Origin of the sequence: Oceaniovalibus sp. ACAM 378, from assembly GCF_008085915.1 — a bacterium.
Taxonomy (GTDB): Bacteria; Pseudomonadota; Alphaproteobacteria; order Rhodobacterales; family Rhodobacteraceae; genus Oceaniglobus.
Map to the genome: position 1 here is coordinate 1 of NZ_VSJK01000038.1, position 16,025 is coordinate 16,025.

Sequence of the window (16,025 nt, forward strand, 5' to 3'; positions counted from 1 at the left end):
GTCGTCCGACGCGACACATCCAAAGGCTCTCTCAGCATCAAACTCAAGCGAGCTGGCTGGGATGAGGCATTCTTATGCAGCGTTCTCAATGGGCTGTAAGACGCGTGAGCCAAACGCGATTGCCCTGTGAGCATGGACTGGACCATCCGCGCATGGAACCCTGCTGCTGAGCAACTTTTCGGCTATTCTGAAGCCGAAGTTATTGGTCAGAGATTTGATGAGATTTTGGTACCGCCAGAAGATTTGACGAATGTTTCGGACGATATGCGGCGCATTGCGTCCGGCGAAACCGTCAGAAGTGAGACGGAGAGACTGCATAAGAATGGTCAGCGAATGCAGGTGGAAAGGAGCATTTCGGCCATCCACGACGTATCACAAGAATATACCGGATTCGTCGCGACCTACAGTGACATTAGCGCCCGCAAAGCATCTGAGGCCCATATCCAAACCCTGTTGCAGGAGGTTAACCACCGGTCCAAGAACCTGCTTGCGATAGTTCAGGTTATTGCTCGGCAGACGGGTCGCATGTACGAAGGACCGGATTTTTTTGCAGTGTTTAACAAACGCTTGGAAAGTCTGACATCAAACCAAGATATCTTAATCAATAGTCAGGGAAGTCATGTTGATTTGGAAACGCTTGCCCATAAGCAATTTGCACATCTGATCGATCCCGCAGATCCCCGTGTCACGATAAGTGGTCCGACTGTACACACAAATGAGTCCGCGTCACAAGCTGTGGGTATGGCGATTTTCGAGTTGGTTACAAACGCCGCTAAGTATGGAGGTTTGTCGCAGGAAACTGGCTCGGTAGCTCTGTCTTGGGCGATTACCGAACAAGTAGCTCCGAATATCGAAATTTCTTGGGTTGAAACAGGTGGTCCGCCAGTCACCGCACCGACAAGGAAAGGCTTTGGTTCTCAAGTTACAGGCCCTATTCTCGAAAGTATGACTTCGGGAAAGACACACCGTGATTACGATCCTAACGGCCTTCGTTGGTATCTAAGCGCGCCTCTCGCACGATTGACAGAGTAGAATGATCTGCCATCACTTCGGTTAAGTTTCCAGAATGCTGCGTTACGCATGAACGGCGGGTCTTGTGGCGCAGCACCGCATGACGGGGGGACGGCAGCTTTGGTCCGTGGGCCAGTCGCGCCGACCGGCAGTCAGGGCGGAGAGTGTGAATTCGCTGCAATCACAAATTCAGCGGGCGCGGACTTCATAAGCGGACCTCCAACCGGCTGCGAAACCATGTTTTCGTTCTGCGGTGTAGCGCGTCAACCACCTTGTCCGGGACCGTCAACCATCTTGGCCGGTTTTGAGGCCGCCGAGGTTGGCGTAAGTTTGAGTGTTCTGGCTCAGCTTTCTCCTTCGTTGTGGTTGTCGGTGATGGTTGTCGCTGGCGTTTCGGCCTGAGCCTTCTTGTTGGCGGTCGCCACACGCTGGCGGAAGCTTTCGGCGTTCATTTCCAAAATCGTCGCGTGGTGAACCAGACGGTCGATGGCCGCGACGGTCATGGCCTTGTCGGGGAAGATCTGATCCCAACCGCTGAAGGGTTGGTTGGCGGCAATGGCAATGCTGCGGTATTCGTAGCGCCGAGCGATCAGTTCGAAGAGGACGCCGGTTTCGGCCTGATCCTTGTGGGCGTAGGTGATGTCGTCGAGAATGATCAGGTCGAACTTGTCGAGTTTGGCGAGGGCGGCCTCGAGAATGAGATCGCGGCGGGCGGCTTGAAGTCTCTGCACCAGATCGCTGGTCCGGGCGTAGAAGACGCGGTGTCCTGCCTCGACCAGGGCGTGACCAATGGCGCAGAGGATGTGGGTCTTGCCGGTGCCGGAATTGCCAATGGCGATGAGGTTGCCGCCGCCGTCCAGCCAGTCGCCTGCCGCCAGAGCCTCGACGCGGGCGCGCGGCAAGGTTGGCAGGACCTTGAAGTCGAAGGTTGCCAGTGTCTTGCCGGCCGGGAGTTGCGCCTCGTTCAGGTGCCGCTGGATACGACGCATGTCGCGCTCGGCCAGTTCATATTCCGCCAGCACGGCCAGGAAACGGGCGGCAGGCCAGCCTTCGGTGTCGGCGCGGGTGGCAATCTCGGCCCATAGTTTGTGGAAGCTTGGCAGCCGCAGCGCGGTCAGCATGCTGGGCAGCGTGTGGATGTCGATCTCGCGGGCGGTCATGCGCTTGCCCCAAGGAGAGCATCGAAGCTGTCCAGAGAGGGATGGGCGACAGCGACATCCCTCGGCAATACTGTGGCCTTTGGAGCCAGCAGCAACACCAGTGCTCCGGGCTCCGGCACGCGACCCGCGTCGAGGTCTGCCGAGATCAAATATGCCAACTCCGCCTCACAGGCCTGTTCATGGGCGATGAACAGCAGATCGACCATCCGGCGGCAGGCGTCCCGCCTTGGCAGATCGCGCTGCAATACCTTCCAGGCTTCAGCGTATTCGGTGCGGGGGAACAGGCTGTCGCGGTAGATCGAACCCCACAGGGCTTGCGGTTTGCGCCGCAGGGCGTGGATGACATGGTGGTAGTTGATGACATGAAGGCGATGCCCATTGTCGCGCCCGCGGCCCCGGGGATGGGTCACGACGAGGGTGCCAACGAGAAACGCCTCGATGCGATCATCGTAGAGGTGAACCCGCAGACGCTGCCCGATCAGCTGCGATGGGGCGCTGTAGAAGATGCTTTTGACCAAAAAGCCGCCTGTCCGGGTGACCGGCACCACAATCTCGGTGAAGTCGGTGGTGCGCCGCTGTGGCAGAGGCTTCAAATGCGTCCGCTCCGCCTGAACGGCAGCAACCAGCGTGTCGATGAAGCGCCGGTAATCTTCAATCGTTGCGAAGTCGCGGCTGCCGCGCAGGATCAGTGCCTGTTCGATGGCTTTCTTGAGATGTCGGTTCTGGGATTCCACCGCCCCGTTCTCGTGGGCCTCACCACGGTTGTTGCGGCTGGCGTCCATGCCGTAATGGCCGACGAAGGCATCATAGCGCTTGGTGATGTCCTCACGCTGATCGGCGGTCAGGTTGCGGAATGCGGCCGAGAGGCTGTCGGTCCGGTGGTTTTGCGGCACGCCGCCCAGCGACCAGAGGGCTTGCTGCAGGTTCTCGGCAAGGGCTGTGAAGCTTTCCCCACCGAGGACCACGCCGACATGTTCCCAGCGGCTGTAGACCATGACGAAGTGGTAGAGCAGGTGCTGGAACGGCTGGCCGGCGATCGTCACCCGCAGCTCCTCGGCATGGGTGAAGTCAGACTGGGCCATGTATCCCGGCTCGGGCGTCTGGCGGAAGATGATGTCGCGCTCGGGGCCCATCAGCGCCCGCCACTGCCGCACCCGCCGCTCCAGGGTGCGCCGAATACGATCGTCGGGGAAGGCCAGCGGATGCTCGCTCTGAAGGTGGCGCAACAGGGTGACGGCCTGCAACGCACTGTCCTTCTCCAGCAAGGGAAGAAGGTCGGTATCCCAATAGCCTTCAAGGGGATCGGCCACCGTGCGCCCGTGAACGATCTTGCGCTGCGAAGGCGGTGTCGGGTCGACATCGAAGCGCCGGGCGGTCCGTTCGCTGAACCCGGCGCGGGCAGCCGCTGTGCGCTGGCTGTGATTTTGGAGGTCGGTCATATATAATCTCAATTGCTGGTCGGTGATGGGTTTGTAGGCCAACCCGGGTCCTCCGTTTGATGGCAGAGAGCCCCGGCTTACCAACCCGCAGCGACCAGCACCTACCCCCGAAATCAATCAGGCTGGTGGGGCTGCCCTCCAGACGGGCATGCCCGTCTTCCGTTCAGCCCCACCAGCCAACGTGGTTGTCGGCACCGGTCATGATGGTTGTCGCTCAACACTGCGGTGCGGCGGCCCGCTCAGAGCCCTCTTGACCGCGATGAGGAATAGGGCTCTCGCGGTTGCAGCATGGGTGCCTGAGGTCGGGTGAGCCCAACGCCGCTATCCAACCCCTATAGTCTGCCGCAGTGCGGCATGCGCGGAAAGACCATTTTGCTTCCCACAGTATTCCTCTGTGTGGGCATCTCAGGGAGCAGACCAAGCAAACGTGCCGGGTAGCGCAGCTTTACTGTTGCAGCCCTTTGAACGTTATCGGTCCAGTACGAGATGGTTTAGAGGACTAAGTTGAAAGCTGATCGACGCTAACCAACAGAGTGACGATCAGTCCGTCGGCGGGCCAGTCATAGATTATCTCACCACCGAACTGGGCTTCCATGGTCTGGCGGATCAGTTTGCTCCCGTAGCCGTCGCCTTTCAGCGGTGCGGTGACAGTCGGGCCGCCGTGCTCTTTCCAGATGATGCTAACGTCGTCGCCCTCCTGTGATCCCGAAATATCAAGCGTCCCGACCTCGGATGACAGTGCTCCATACTTCAGCGAATTCGTGGCAAGTTCATGCACAATGAGGGCCAGTCCTGTCGCTCCTGCTTCTCCAATACCCATGCGCGGCACGGCAACCCTAATCCGGCCCGCGAAGGCACCATCATCGTCATAAGGCGAGAGCAGCACGGTGAAAAGATCGCCGAGCAGCGCCGCCTTACCCTGGCTTCCAGGCAAAGGACGCACCAGATCATGTGCGCGCCCCAAGGCAATCAGTCGGTGTGTCAGCTGCTTTGACATGTCTTCTGTCGAACTTGATGATCGGGAGGTCATCTTTGTCAAAGCGGCCGCTATTGCTAAAAGGTTCTTAACCCGGTGGCTCATTTCACCAGCTAAAAGCTCATTACCTTCCTCGGCGTGCTTCCTCCCGCTGATATCTATGAAAATTCCCGTCATTGCCTGTCCATCAATGTCGATATCTGCGCTATGACCACGCGCGGATATCCAGCGTACGTCACCGTTCAAAAGCGTGCGGAAGTCAATCTCATAGGCACCTTTGACGGCCTTCGTGGCCGAGAAGGCCTCCCTGACGCGATCTCGATCTGAGGGATGGATTTTCTCCGAGAGACGCTCGAAAGTCAGTGCCTGCCCCCGTGGCACATCCCATAGCTCGTAGCCATGCGGGTCCATAGTAAAAGTGTCCGTGTTTATATCCCATGACCACAATGCGACGCCTGCCGCATCGACAGCAGCGCGAAGCTGTTTATATCCCCAATTCGTGTGGTCAAATTCTCTGGACAGCATGATTGCTCCTCATCATAGCGAATGTGCTCTCGGTCTCTAAAGAGTTCTTTAATCGCCCCAAGATTGAAACTTACCTGCATATTTTTCAGTTTTACAGATGCGTTGCGTCAATCAAGTGATCTGAGAACGAGGGCATAAATGTAGTAGTCAACTCCATCTCAATGGTCGAATGCGTTCCACGTGTAAAGTCTACTGCCTCTCGCGAAAAGAGGCGATCACGGCTGAGGCATGTTTGAACTGCCTATATTCTCCATGTTCCATCGATGGAAGCGCTTCGTCTCCATCAGTCCGGTGTCCGCCCTTTCTCCCGGACGCCCTCGCACACGCAGCGAAGACTACGCATGTGCGGCGAAAGTCCGGAAGGTCCGCACTGCCCTCACTCACACTTGGAAAATGCTGCGCGATGCACGAATGGCCGGTCTGGTGAAGCTGCGGCGCCGCATCGAAGTGGTCAGCGGAAGTCGGCTTCGGGCCGTCCATGAAGACGGCCCAGCTGTCTATATTTCAATGGCCTCTGAGATGGCGAGGGCGTCTTCGAGCTCGACACCAAGATAGTGAACAGTGCTGTCCATTTTGGTATGCCCAAGCAAAAGCTGGACGGCGCGCAGGTTTCCCGTCTTTTTGTAGATCTGCGTTACTTTCGTTCGGCGCATCGAGTGGGTGCCATAGGCGCTTGCATCGAGACCGATTGATGCCACCCAATCACGAACGATCCGAGCGTATTGCCGTGTCGAAATGTGAAGACGTTCGTGGAAACGTCCGGGCCAGAGATATTCGGACCCTATCATGAGCGGGTCTTGCATCCATTTCGCCACCGAGACCCGAGTGCCTTCTGAAATCTCGAACCGGACAGGTTTCTGGGTCTTGCTCTGAAGAACGGAAGCCCGTTCCTTGATCTGGCCGGACGCCATGACGTCGACGACCTTCATCTTGACCAGATCGCAGCCACGCAGCTTGCTGTCGATGGCCATATTGAACAGCGCCAGGTCGCGTTGGTTCTCAGCCAGCTCAAGCCGAACGCGGATCGCCCAGACATGTTTGGGCTTGAGCGGTCGCTTTTGCCCAACGATGCGGCCCTTGTTCCAAGCAGGGCGAAGCGCACGAATGGCTGGTAAGCTTGGTTTTTGCATGACAGTTCCTCCGATCCGCCATGCCCTCCCAAATCGACAACCCGACGTTGACACCACACTTTAACACAAGGTGCTGCGCTGCATCCGAGGTCGGCTGCGAAGCGCAGAAAGCGGGCTTTGTAAAGTCTGGGTCGTAATTGCCTGTTGATCCGCGCGATCGGCCTATACCCCAGTGTCATTCGAGGTGTTTCTTCGAACTTGATCGAAAAATGGAGACGCTCACCGCGTTTCCTATCAAGTGGGCAGCCTTCCTTGAAGCAGACTGTCCGACTGGTCCGACTGGTCCAACTTGGCAAACCAGGCTGGACAGCGCAGGTCATCGGTCAAATTTGGTTGCATGTGCGGTGAAGGAATACATGCGAGCTGTGCCGTGTTACCTTTAGGGCAATCGCCGTGTTGCATCCCCGTCAACTAATGGTGGTAGAATCATGCAAGCTCTTCGTAGTTATCTGTTCCCTCTGACGATCGCTTTCATAACCTGTCTGTTTGCGGCTCCGGTGGCCGGACAGCAAGACATCCTTCGATGGCGCATGAACAGCCTGCTCTACCCCAAGCTGTTCGGTGAGGCTGGCGAGCGTTTTGCTGAAACAGTGCGGCGGCTGTCCCGGGGGAGCTTCATCATCGAGGTCTACGACAGGCTGGTGCTTGATCAGGAAACCTTTGCCGCACTGGAAACGGAACTCATTGACGCAGTTTGGGGCTCGGCCGGTCATCATCATCGCGAGGATCCTGCCCTGACAATCTTCTCCGGCATTCCATTTGGGCCGGATACGGCTGGGTTCACAGCTTGGATGCAGACAGGTGGCGGTACAGAAGCACTCGAGGCAATTTATACGCGTCATGGGCTGAAGAGCCTCTATTGCGGAATCCTGCCTGCGGAAAGCGGCGGTTGGTTCGTGGAGCCAATCCAGAGCGCCGCGGACCTTGACGGTCTCTCCATGCGCAGTTTCGGCTACGGCGCCCGGGTATTGAAAAAGCTTGGCGTCGTCACCTACGAGCTTCCGGCCGAGGAAATTCGCGCGGCGCTGAGCAGCGGCTTGATTGATGGTGCGGAATTTTCGCTCCCCTCCATAGACGCCGAACTCGGCATCGCGAAGCTTGCAAAGCATCTTTACTTCCCGGCCTGGCAACAGCCGGTCACCTCGCTTGAAGTTCTCCTGCCGATGAGGACCTGGGTCGCGCTGAGCGATCAGAACAAGGCCGTGCTGGCGGCTGCATGCAGCGAAACTTTGACCTGGACCGCGACAGACGCGGTACTGCAGCAAATCGAGGCTCTGGCGGGGTTTCGCGCGGACGGCGTGGAACTTCACGCATGGCCCTTGGATATTCTCGCAGAATTGAAACGGGCCTGGGATGAGGTGATCGCAGAAGAGGTTGCCCTTGATCGCCTGCTCGCCGATGCGTGGGAGAGCTACCTGAGTTTCCGCGACACCTATGACGACTGGACGGACCACGCCCAGACAAAGTGAGTGAAAATCAATCCGGCATACCCGCGAGCCTCAGCCCATCGAGCAAAATGTCGAGTCCCGGGCCTTCGGACAAGCCGACAAAGGAATGCGCCACGGCGGCGACACTGCGCTCGGGGCGGCGCCCTTGCGCGCCATGGACGACCATAGCGGCCTCCTCGACCCGGCCGACCTGCGCAAGGCTTGCGGCGAACAGCCAGCCCGGCCACCACCGGGCGCTTGCGAATGTTCCAGCGCCGTAAAGCGGGCCGAACTCCTCGATAGCGCGCGCGGGTTTCCCCGCCAGCAAATAGCTGAGACCAGCGATCTGTCGGTGCCAGGCGGGTGAGTACGGACCGAGACGTCGCGCGCGCTCGATGGTTCGAACCGCGTCGCCTGCGTGGCCGGTCAGTGCCAGTGCGTGAGCCAGCACAACGAGGTTGTCGGGATCGCCAGACTCAATCGCCACTGCCGCACGCGCGCTCGCAAGCGCGTCGATCGGCGAACGCATATCAGGGAATGGCGCGAGCAGACGCATCTCGGCCAGCAGACGATGCGACTGCGCGCTGCCGCCGAGCAAAATCGACTTTTCAACCAGTGCCAGCGCCCGGGTCATCTCGCGCCGTCCCCCACCCCAGGAGAGGTGTTGGACTTCCAGCCAGTAAGTCAACCCAAGGCGCGCCCATGCTTCTGCATCACTTGGCGCATCGGCAACCACCGTCTCAAGCAGCCTCCGCGCCTGCTCGTTATCCTCGCGCCGTCGCCAGTCGCGCGCGAACAGCAACGCATCAGCTTGCTCCGCGGGCGACGCCGCCACCGCGCTTTCAGATGTCGGCTTATCCCGGGGTTGTGCCCACCAGAAGGTAACCGCCGCCATCACGATAGCCGCGGCAAGCCCACCCGCCCGTGCAAGCCAAAGGTTCGGGCCCCATTTTTTGAAAACTGGTTCCCTGTTCGCAGGCTCATCCGCCACCAGCATGTATCCCCTGCGCGGCACGGTACGCACAAGCCCGGCGCCGTCACTCCCAAGCGCGCGCCGTATCTCGCTCACGCACTGCGCCAGTGAATCATCGGTTACGAATACATCCGGCCAGGCTTCCTGGATCAGTGCATCCTTGCTCATAAGCTGTCCGCGACGCTTGCACAGGGCTTCAAGCACCCGGTAGGACTTCGGCCGCAAGAACAGGTCCGCGCCCCTCCCGTCTTGCAGGGAGCCACGTGCGCGGTTCAGGACGAAGCCGCCGAAGCGAAGGGCACCTGAGGCGTCCATAATCCGGTTCCAGAACTTACTGAGAGACTTATAGCACAATTTCAGACTTCTTTCAGGGTTCATTCATGACCCCAGGCGGCAACCGGGCGAACCTGATGCATGTCCTTGCCTAAGGAGCCCAACATGCTTTTCCCTGTCATAAGATCCACTATCGTCAGCCTCTTATTGGCCGCTGCGCCTCCGGTCGCGGCAGAAACGCGCGAGGCGCCACCTCTTCTGGACACGATCGCGCTATGGCTCACGGCCAATTTTGATCTGCCCGCCCCGGCAGAAGCGCCCGCGCTGTTCACCGTGACGGACTCTGCGCTGGTTGCGATGCGCTATGGCCCAAATGCAAGCGTGCCGCCCGGTGTGGTTGTCGCTGTTTATGATTATGGCGACCGCACCATATATTTGTCTGATGGCTGGACGGGGCGCTCGCCTGCCGAACTCTCGGTGCTTGTCCATGAGATGGCTCACCACCTTCAGTCTGTCGCGGAAATGCGTTTTGCTTGCCCAGCAGAGCGTGAGAAAACCGCATACCGCGCCCAAGACGCCTGGCTCGCGCTGTTCGGCGAAAGCCTCGAGAGCGCCTTCGGCATCGACGCCGCAACCCTGCTCGTCGGCACCACCTGCGCTTATTAGATAGTCGTGAAGATAACGTCGTCTTCGCGAGATTTACATGAAGGAGATGTATAAAAGTTGTCTCCTCAGTTCGACCATTGGTCTTAAAGTGAGGCGCCCGATACGGGGCTCACTGAAATTCGGAAAGGCAGCAAAATCCCGCTGACCGACGTTTGAAACTCCAGCATGCTGCGCTTTGCATGAATGGCGGCAATGACGCGCCGCATCGCAGCATCTTGAATAGTCTTGGAAGTCGGCTCTGGGCCGTCCTTGTTGAACGGCCCTAACGCTTAGATTTCAATGGCTTCCGAAATTGCTAACGCGTCTTCAAGTTCAACGCCCAAATAACGAACTGTGCTGTCCATCTTCGTATGCCCCAGCAGAAGCTGCACGGCACGCAAGTTGCCCGTCTTCTTATAAATTTGGGTGACCTTCGTGCGTCGCATCGAATGGGTGCCATAGGCGGTCACTTCAAGCCCGATGGACGAAACCCATTCCCGCACAATGCGGGCATATTGGCGCGTTGAGATATGAAGCCGCTCGTGAAAGCGCCCCGGCCAGAGATATTCGGATCCGACCATCAACGGATCTTTCATCCACTTCCCCACCGAGGCGCGAGTGCCTTCGGAAATCTCGAACCGCACCGGTTTTTGGGTTTTGCTTCGCAGCACCGATGCCCGTTTCTTGATCTGTCCAGAAGCCATGACATCGACGACTTTCATGCGGACAAGATCACACCCGCGCAATTTGCTATCAATGGCCATATTGAACAGAGCCAGATCGCGATGGTTCTCGGCCAGTTCCAGCCTGACACGGATCGCCCAGACATGTTTGGGCTTCAGTGGTCGCTTTTGACCAACGATGCGCCCCTTATTCCACGCGGGGCGACGTGTGCGAATGGCCGGTAAGTTTGGTGTTTGCATGACAGTTCCTCCGATCCGCCATGCCCTCCCACATCGACAACCCGACGTTGACACTGCACTATATCATGAAAAGCTGGGCGCATCGGAGGTCAGCTCCGAGCCCAGATAGACCAACGCTGCACCTTGCGCGAATGAGTGCTTTCAGGATCACACTGATCGAAATTGGGGCATTGTTCCCTTATTGACCTTCCAAGTAACCGGAAACGTTGCGTTGCCCCTTGAGATTTCTGAAATAATCATTTTTAAGCCGTGCCAATAACGACTGGACTCGGTGAAATACCGGGTGGCTCTTCCGGCCGCTGATCCGCCGGATAACCCTTAAAGTATGCTCAAATTGCACTGCCGGTCCGTCTTGGGAAAGACATTCCGACAAAGGGTATTGGACTGTTCATGACCTCAATCTTTGACTATCGACAGCAATGGTTCGGCAACATTCGCGGCGATATGCTTGCCGGTCTTGTCGTCGCTCTGGCGCTGATCCCGGAAGCCATCGCCTTTTCCATCATCGCGGGCGTTGATCCGAAGGTGGGTCTATATGCCTCTTTCTCGATCGCGGTCCTGATCGCTTTTGTGGGCGGCCGCCCCGGCATGATTTCTGCCGCCACCGCCGCCACCGCGGTCCTGATGATCACGCTCGTGCGGGATTACGGGCTAGAGTATCTGCTCGCGGCCACGGTCCTCGCCGGTCTGCTCCAGATCGGTGCGGGGCTGCTGAAGCTCGGGCGGTTCATGCGTTATGTCTCGAAATCCGTGATGACGGGCTTCGTGAACGCTTTGGCCATCCTCATCTTCATGGCGCAGCTGCCCGAGCTTAACCTGACGAACCCCGGCGTCAGTTGGCTGACCTATGCCCTTTTGGCGGTCGGGCTGGCGATCATCTACCTCTTTCCGCGCATCACGACCGCTGTGCCGTCGCCGCTTGTCACCATCGTCGTGCTGACTTTGGCTGTGGCGGTTCTGGGCCTGGACGTCCGGACCGTGGGGGACATGGGGGCTTTGCCGGATACCCTGCCGGTGTTCCTGATCCCGCAGATACCGCTGACATTTGAGACTTTGATGATCATCCTCCCCTATTCGGTCGCCGTCGCGGTCGTCGGCCTGTTGGAAAGCCTGATGACACAGAACATCGTCGATGATCTGACCGATACCAAGTCCAACCGAAACCAAGAGTGTATCGGTCAAGGCATCGCCAACACTGCGACGGGGTTCATTGGAGGAATGGCCGGTTGCGCCATGATCGGCCAATCGATCATTAACGTGAAGTCCGGTGGCCGCGGACGGCTTTCGGCCTTCACGGCGGGAGTCGTCCTGCTAGTCCTCGTCGTGGGCCTTGGCGATCTGGTGGCGCGCATCCCGATGCCAGCGCTGGTCGCGATCATGATCATGGTGTCCATCGGCACCTTCTCTTGGTCCTCGATCAAGGCATTGCGGGTGCATCCACGGTCGTCTTCCATCGTGATGCTCGCGACGGTGGTCACTGTGGTCTATACGCACAACCTTGCCATCGGCGTTCTGGTCGGCGTGTTGCTGTCCGGCATTTTCTTCGCCCGCAAGATCGCCCAGCTGTTTCGTATCTCGTCAACGCTCTCCGCCGACGGGCGCGAACGGACCTATGTGCTGGAAGGTCAGCTGTTCTATGGATCGACCGAGGATTTCGCGGATGCTTTCGATTTCCGTGAGGCCCCTGATCGTGTCATCATTGACGTCAGCCGGGCCCATATCTGGGATATCAGCTCGGTTCAGGCGCTTGATATGGCGATCCTCAAGTTCCGCCGCGAGGGTGCGGATGTTCAGGTTGTCGGCATGAACGAGGCGTCCGAGACCCTCGTCGACAAGCTTGCCATCCATGACAAGCCCGGCGCGATGGACAAGTTGATGGACCACTGAGGGAGGAACGACATGGACAAGATACTCGCACTGCTGGACGGTTCGGCCTATTCCGAAAGCGTCTGCCACCATACTGCCTGGATCGCGAAGAAACTGAATGCCGGCGTCGACGCGATGCACGTACTGGGTCGCCGCGAAGGCGCGGCACCTACGGACCTGTCCGGGGCCCTCGGCTTCGGCGCGCGGTCGGCACTGCTGAAAGAGCTGTCATCGCTGGATGAACAGCGCGCCAAGCTGGCGCAGGCGAAAGGCCATGCCATTCTGGAGGATGCGAAGACCATTCTGAAACAGGACGGGGTTCAGCCCGTCAATCTGAAGCTGCGCAAGGGCGACCTTCTGGAGGCCGTCCGCGAGGTCGAGAATGACATCCGCGCAATCACGATCGGCAAACGGGGCGAAGGCTCGGATTTTGCGTCCGGGCATCTTGGCTCCAATCTGGAACGCATTGTACGCACGTCCAAGGTTCCTGTGTTCGTGGCGTCGCGAGAGTTCAGGACGATTTCCAAGGTTCTTGTCGCCTACGATGGCAGCGCCAGTGCCAAGGTCGCCATCGAACGCATGTCGACAAGCCCAGTGTTCAAGGATCTCGATATTTGCGTCCTCTGCATCGGACAGGACGAAGCCCGGGCTCAGAAAATCGCCGAAGAAGCCGTGGCAAAGCTTCATGACGCAGACATCACGGCGATACCCCGCAGCGCCGCTGGCGAGCCCGAGGAGGTTCTCGGCAAGCTGATCTCCGAAGACGGCTTCGATCTTTTGGTGATGGGTGCCTACGGCCCTAGCCGGATCAGGCACCTCATTATCGGATCGACGACTACGGCGATGATCCAGACAGTGAGAATTCCTGTCCTGCTGTATCGCTGAGGGTTGCTTGCAACTCGCAAAGGACGGGGGGCGGAGAAATAGCGAAGGACCTGCAAGGGCACGGAGCCAGAAACCGACGAGGTCAGCTGCGGTCGATCCACGCGCCGGGTGAAAGCGGACCCTGACAAGTTTGCTACCAACGACGGCAAAGTCCGCTGACCTACGTTTCGGCAGACAAAATGCTGCGTGATGCATGAATGTCTCCTTCGACGGGCCGCACCGCAGCATCCAAGATTACTGTTGGACGTCGGCTTTGGTGCAGGTTTCTCGGACGCCACGCGGGGCGATTGAGTAAGGCGTGTCGCTCCTTGGCGTCGGAGAAGCGCTCAAGCGGGAAATCGCGGGGTTGGGCTTGGTGGAACCGCCGTAGCTATGGGGATTTGACGAGGAGGCTTGCTTTGTCTCTGCCTTTGCGGGCCGAGTTTACGGGTCTCATGGGGGCAATCACTGCATGGGTTTTGCGAGTTTTTTGCCGCTTTGGGTTGTGCTCCGTGGATACCAACGACCTTCGTTTCTCGGTTTTCTGGATTTGCGCATACCGGTTGGGCCGCAGGCGGTGTGGCGCGCGGGTGATGTCAAATTCTTCGATAAAAAGCCGATCAAAGTCCCGTTCATTTTGAGAGATCTTCTGGATGACGTGTTTCAAAACTGAATCCCTTCTCACGGCGCAGAAATAGGCAAAACATGAAACATTCAGTGATCTGCCGCAAGATCTTCTTGCTCGTGAATGTCTTCGGCTACGGTTTAGATATGGCAGCGTGGGTGGGATGTGCGAGTGCAGCCGTGGCTCGAATTTAAGTGGCATCCCCAGGCTGGCTATTGTGTCTTACTATAGGCGCTACTGCCGAGATAATGCTGCGCAATATACGAATGGCTGGTTTGGAGAAGCTGCGCCGCAGCGGTAGGCGAACTGGCCAAAGACTGGTCTGGGCCGTTATTCGCCGCCAATCATGGTTAAGCCTAGCAAACGCCAACCCTGCATGCCGCCGCGATAATAAAAAATGCGGTTCGCAGGGTAGCCAGCCTTGATCATGTTCCGGATCGCGGTGGGCGACTGGCCGCACCAGACACCGTTGCAGAACAGCGCTACGGGCTTTGCCTCCGCACAGTCCCAGCCGTCGAAATCGGGCTCACAACCCAGTTGTGCAAGTTCGTCCACGACATAGGTGTAAGGAATGTTGATTGCACCAGGTATCGTGCCGCCCGCGAACCAGTCACGGGTGCGGCTGTCCACTACCACGGCCTCGGGGTCCTGGAGCATCTCTATTAATTCCAGTTCGCCAATCGTGGTCACCCCTTCCGCAGGGCTGTGCGGTTGAATGCAAAAGTCGGGACAGGGGCGCGATGTAAGCGCCCATTCGCCGTCTATCTGATTTTTGGTGTCTTGGACCCTGTCGATCTGCACCATACCGTTATCTGTTTGCACGGTGACTGATGGCATGTCTTTGGTGATGCCCACCTGATTTTCTGCCATCGCTGTCGCTGTGAAGAGAGTCAGGAAGATTATCCACGCGAGAGTTTTCATAACTTGGTCCTCCAGATTGCATCTTTAGTCTAAGGGAAAGCTTAGGCGTTGAATGGTACTCCGTCACTTCAATTCAACCTTTCCCAAGCCGGCAAACCCCTTAGCCTCAAGATTGAAGTGCGACACCGACAGCCCGAAGGGCATAGGATGTCGCCATGGAAAGACACTACAAGCACCTGAACGCCGAGGAACGTGGCGTGATCTTTGCAGAACATAAGCGGGGATCGAGCCTTCGTCAGATTGGTCGGCTTCTTGGGAGGCATCACGGCACCATCGGGCTTGAACTGACGCGGGGCGCCACGCCTGAAGGGTATGATCCACATGTGGCGAGGCTGGCTCGTGATGCGGCACAGCTGCGCTCGGGACGACGGCGCAAACTGGTGCCCGAGGCTCCTTTCTACGACTGGGTGCGCAACCGTCTGATCCATTGGTGCTGGTCGCCAGAGCAGATCGCGGCCAGACTGCGGCGCATGCATCCCGATGATCCCAGTCAACGTGTTCGCCACGAGACGATCTATGCTGCGATCTACGCGCAGCCTCGCGGCGGGTTGAAAGCGCTGATGATTGAGGCCCTGCGGCAGGCCAAACCGAAGCGCGGAGCTCGGCGCACCTCGTTGGCTGGATCTGCTATGGTCCCGGAAACGTTGCGGATTATCCATCGCCCCGAAGACATCGAAGCGCGCCTGGTTCCTGGCCACTGATGGTGTGGATGCCCCACCCCGGAACCGGCATCAAAGTGTGCCATAGTGGTGATGTTGAAAGCACCAAAGTGGAGGAGGCATCCATGAACAAAGTTACAATGATCGGCGTCGATTTGGCAAAATCAGTTTTCCAAGCGCATGGCGCGACGGCGGCAGGCGAACCCGTGTTCCGTAAGAAATTATCTCGGGGTCAGCTCTTGAAGTTCCTGAGCGAACAGCCGCCCTGTGTCGTTGCGATGGAGGCGTGTGCGTCGTCGCACTACCGGGGGGCGCGAGATCATGAAGCTTGGTCACGATGTCCGTTTGATCCCACCCATCTATGTGAAGCCATTCGTCAAGCGTCAGAAGAATGACGCGAACGACGCCGAGGCCATTGCAGAAGCAGCGGTACGGCCGACGATGCGCTTTGTGCCTGTCAAATCGGCTGAACAACAATCCCGTTTGACTTTTCTGGCCGAGTTTGCGGGTGAGACAGTCGAGGGTATTCCCGTACCGGGATGATGCTTCCGTCCGTAGTCAGCGCGGTGGCTGCCACATCATGCCTGGTCCAAATGCGGCTCCCGTGT

13 protein-coding genes, 1 pseudogene and 1 other annotated feature are annotated in these 16,025 nt (G+C 58.2%); of the genes and pseudogenes, 7 read left to right on the forward strand and 7 right to left on the reverse strand.

Annotated elements, in window-relative coordinates; genetic code table 11:
• Positions 1–132 precede the first annotated feature (132 nt).
• Positions 133–1,032: a PAS domain S-box protein gene (locus FQ320_RS24270; RefSeq protein ID WP_187394068.1), complete on the forward strand. Its 900-nt coding sequence runs from the start codon at positions 133–135 to the stop codon at positions 1,030–1,032.
• A gap of 323 nt (positions 1,033–1,355) precedes the next feature.
• Here the strand turns inward: FQ320_RS24270 and istB are convergent, their stop codons facing one another.
• The 4 genes from istB to FQ320_RS24290 all read right to left on the reverse strand — a co-directional run bounded on the left by istB (position 1,356) and on the right by FQ320_RS24290 (position 6,241).
• Entirely contained in the window at positions 1,356–2,171 is an 816-nt protein-coding gene (gene istB, locus FQ320_RS24275; protein ID WP_148475855.1) for an IS21-like element helper ATPase IstB, read from the reverse strand.
• Positions 2,168–3,610, reverse strand: a complete 1,443-nt coding sequence (gene istA / locus FQ320_RS24280) for an IS21 family transposase (RefSeq protein WP_148475864.1) — start codon at positions 3,608–3,610, stop codon at positions 2,168–2,170. The genes istB and istA overlap by 4 nt, the downstream gene beginning before the upstream one ends.
• Positions 3,611–4,109: 499 nt before the next feature.
• Positions 4,110–5,111, reverse strand: coding sequence for a sensor histidine kinase (locus FQ320_RS24285; protein ID WP_148475856.1), 1,002 nt, complete (start codon positions 5,109–5,111; stop codon positions 4,110–4,112).
• Between the two features lie 497 nt (positions 5,112–5,608).
• Positions 5,609–6,241, reverse strand: a complete 633-nt coding sequence (locus tag FQ320_RS24290) for a tyrosine-type recombinase/integrase (RefSeq protein ID WP_148475857.1) — start codon at positions 6,239–6,241, stop codon at positions 5,609–5,611.
• Between the two features lie 428 nt (positions 6,242–6,669).
• Here FQ320_RS24290 and FQ320_RS24295 point away from each other — a divergent pair, with 428 nt between their 5' ends.
• Positions 6,670–7,710 (forward strand): TRAP transporter substrate-binding protein, encoded by a 1,041-nt coding sequence (locus FQ320_RS24295; RefSeq protein ID WP_148475858.1) that lies wholly within the window; start codon positions 6,670–6,672, stop codon positions 7,708–7,710.
• 7 nt (positions 7,711–7,717) lie between these two features.
• Here the strand turns inward: FQ320_RS24295 and FQ320_RS24300 are convergent, their stop codons facing one another.
• Positions 7,718–9,019, reverse strand: a complete 1,302-nt coding sequence (locus FQ320_RS24300) for a winged helix-turn-helix domain-containing protein (protein ID WP_255509713.1) — start codon at positions 9,017–9,019, stop codon at positions 7,718–7,720.
• Between the two features lie 60 nt (positions 9,020–9,079).
• On the opposite strand from FQ320_RS24300, the gene FQ320_RS24305 reads away from it, so the two are divergent.
• Positions 9,080–9,580, forward strand: coding sequence for a DUF6647 family protein (locus FQ320_RS24305; RefSeq protein WP_255509714.1), 501 nt, complete (start codon positions 9,080–9,082; stop codon positions 9,578–9,580).
• A 269-nt stretch (positions 9,581–9,849) separates the two neighbouring features.
• On the opposite strand, the gene FQ320_RS24310 is transcribed toward FQ320_RS24305, so the two are convergent.
• Positions 9,850–10,482: a tyrosine-type recombinase/integrase gene (locus FQ320_RS24310; RefSeq protein WP_148475859.1), complete on the reverse strand. Its 633-nt coding sequence runs from the start codon at positions 10,480–10,482 to the stop codon at positions 9,850–9,852.
• A gap of 261 nt (positions 10,483–10,743) precedes the next feature.
• Positions 10,744–10,799, forward strand: a sequence feature (sul1 is cis-regulatory element that is thought to sense ions involved in sulfur or methionine metabolism; They are found in Alphaproteobacteria).
• 73 nt (positions 10,800–10,872) lie between these two features.
• Here FQ320_RS24310 and FQ320_RS24315 point away from each other — a divergent pair.
• Positions 10,873–12,369 carry a SulP family inorganic anion transporter gene (locus FQ320_RS24315; protein WP_148475860.1) on the forward strand — a complete coding sequence of 499 codons (1,497 nt, stop codon included), beginning with the start codon at positions 10,873–10,875 and terminating at the stop codon, positions 12,367–12,369.
• 12 nt (positions 12,370–12,381) lie between these two features.
• Positions 12,382–13,233 (forward strand): universal stress protein, encoded by an 852-nt coding sequence (locus tag FQ320_RS24320; protein ID WP_148475861.1) that lies wholly within the window; start codon positions 12,382–12,384, stop codon positions 13,231–13,233.
• Between the two features lie 934 nt (positions 13,234–14,167).
• Here the strand turns inward: FQ320_RS24320 and FQ320_RS24325 are convergent.
• The gene (locus FQ320_RS24325) at positions 14,168–14,758 is read right to left on the reverse strand and encodes a rhodanese-like domain-containing protein (RefSeq protein WP_148475862.1); all 591 of its coding nucleotides are present in this window, start codon (positions 14,756–14,758) and stop codon (positions 14,168–14,170) included.
• Between the two features lie 155 nt (positions 14,759–14,913).
• Between FQ320_RS24325 and FQ320_RS24330 the strand changes: the two genes are divergently transcribed.
• Together FQ320_RS24330 and FQ320_RS24335 are read left to right on the forward strand one after the other, a co-directional pair.
• Positions 14,914–15,459 carry a helix-turn-helix domain-containing protein gene (locus FQ320_RS24330; RefSeq protein ID WP_148475863.1) on the forward strand — a complete coding sequence of 182 codons (546 nt, stop codon included), beginning with the start codon at positions 14,914–14,916 and terminating at the stop codon, positions 15,457–15,459.
• 83 nt (positions 15,460–15,542) lie between these two features.
• Positions 15,543–15,897, forward strand: a pseudogene (locus tag FQ320_RS24335) (transposase); the annotation flags it as partial.
• Positions 15,898–16,025: the final 128 nt, after the last annotated feature.

Excerpts from the sequence above, each read along its gene's own strand:
- FQ320_RS24295 (WP_148475858.1), top strand. The coding sequence starts at position 6,670 with ATGCAAGCTCTTCGTAGTTATCTGTTCCCTCTGACGATCGCTTTCATA.
- istA (WP_148475864.1), bottom strand. The coding sequence starts at position 3,610 with ATGACCGACCTCCAAAATCACAGCCAGCGCACAGCGGCTGCCCGCGCC.
- FQ320_RS24290 (WP_148475857.1), bottom strand. The coding sequence starts at position 6,241 with ATGCAAAAACCAAGCTTACCAGCCATTCGTGCGCTTCGCCCTGCTTGG.
- FQ320_RS24270 (WP_187394068.1), top strand. The coding sequence starts at position 133 with ATGGACTGGACCATCCGCGCATGGAACCCTGCTGCTGAGCAACTTTTC.
- FQ320_RS24305 (WP_255509714.1), top strand. The coding sequence starts at position 9,080 with ATGCTTTTCCCTGTCATAAGATCCACTATCGTCAGCCTCTTATTGGCC.
- FQ320_RS24320 (WP_148475861.1), top strand. The coding sequence starts at position 12,382 with ATGGACAAGATACTCGCACTGCTGGACGGTTCGGCCTATTCCGAAAGC.
- FQ320_RS24325 (WP_148475862.1), bottom strand. The coding sequence starts at position 14,758 with ATGAAAACTCTCGCGTGGATAATCTTCCTGACTCTCTTCACAGCGACA.
- istB (WP_148475855.1), bottom strand. The coding sequence starts at position 2,171 with ATGACCGCCCGCGAGATCGACATCCACACGCTGCCCAGCATGCTGACC.
- FQ320_RS24300 (WP_255509713.1), bottom strand. The coding sequence starts at position 9,019 with ATGAACCCTGAAAGAAGTCTGAAATTGTGCTATAAGTCTCTCAGTAAG.
- FQ320_RS24330 (WP_148475863.1), top strand. The coding sequence starts at position 14,914 with ATGGAAAGACACTACAAGCACCTGAACGCCGAGGAACGTGGCGTGATC.
- FQ320_RS24285 (WP_148475856.1), bottom strand. The coding sequence starts at position 5,111 with ATGCTGTCCAGAGAATTTGACCACACGAATTGGGGATATAAACAGCTT.
- FQ320_RS24310 (WP_148475859.1), bottom strand. The coding sequence starts at position 10,482 with ATGCAAACACCAAACTTACCGGCCATTCGCACACGTCGCCCCGCGTGG.
- FQ320_RS24315 (WP_148475860.1), top strand. The coding sequence starts at position 10,873 with ATGACCTCAATCTTTGACTATCGACAGCAATGGTTCGGCAACATTCGC.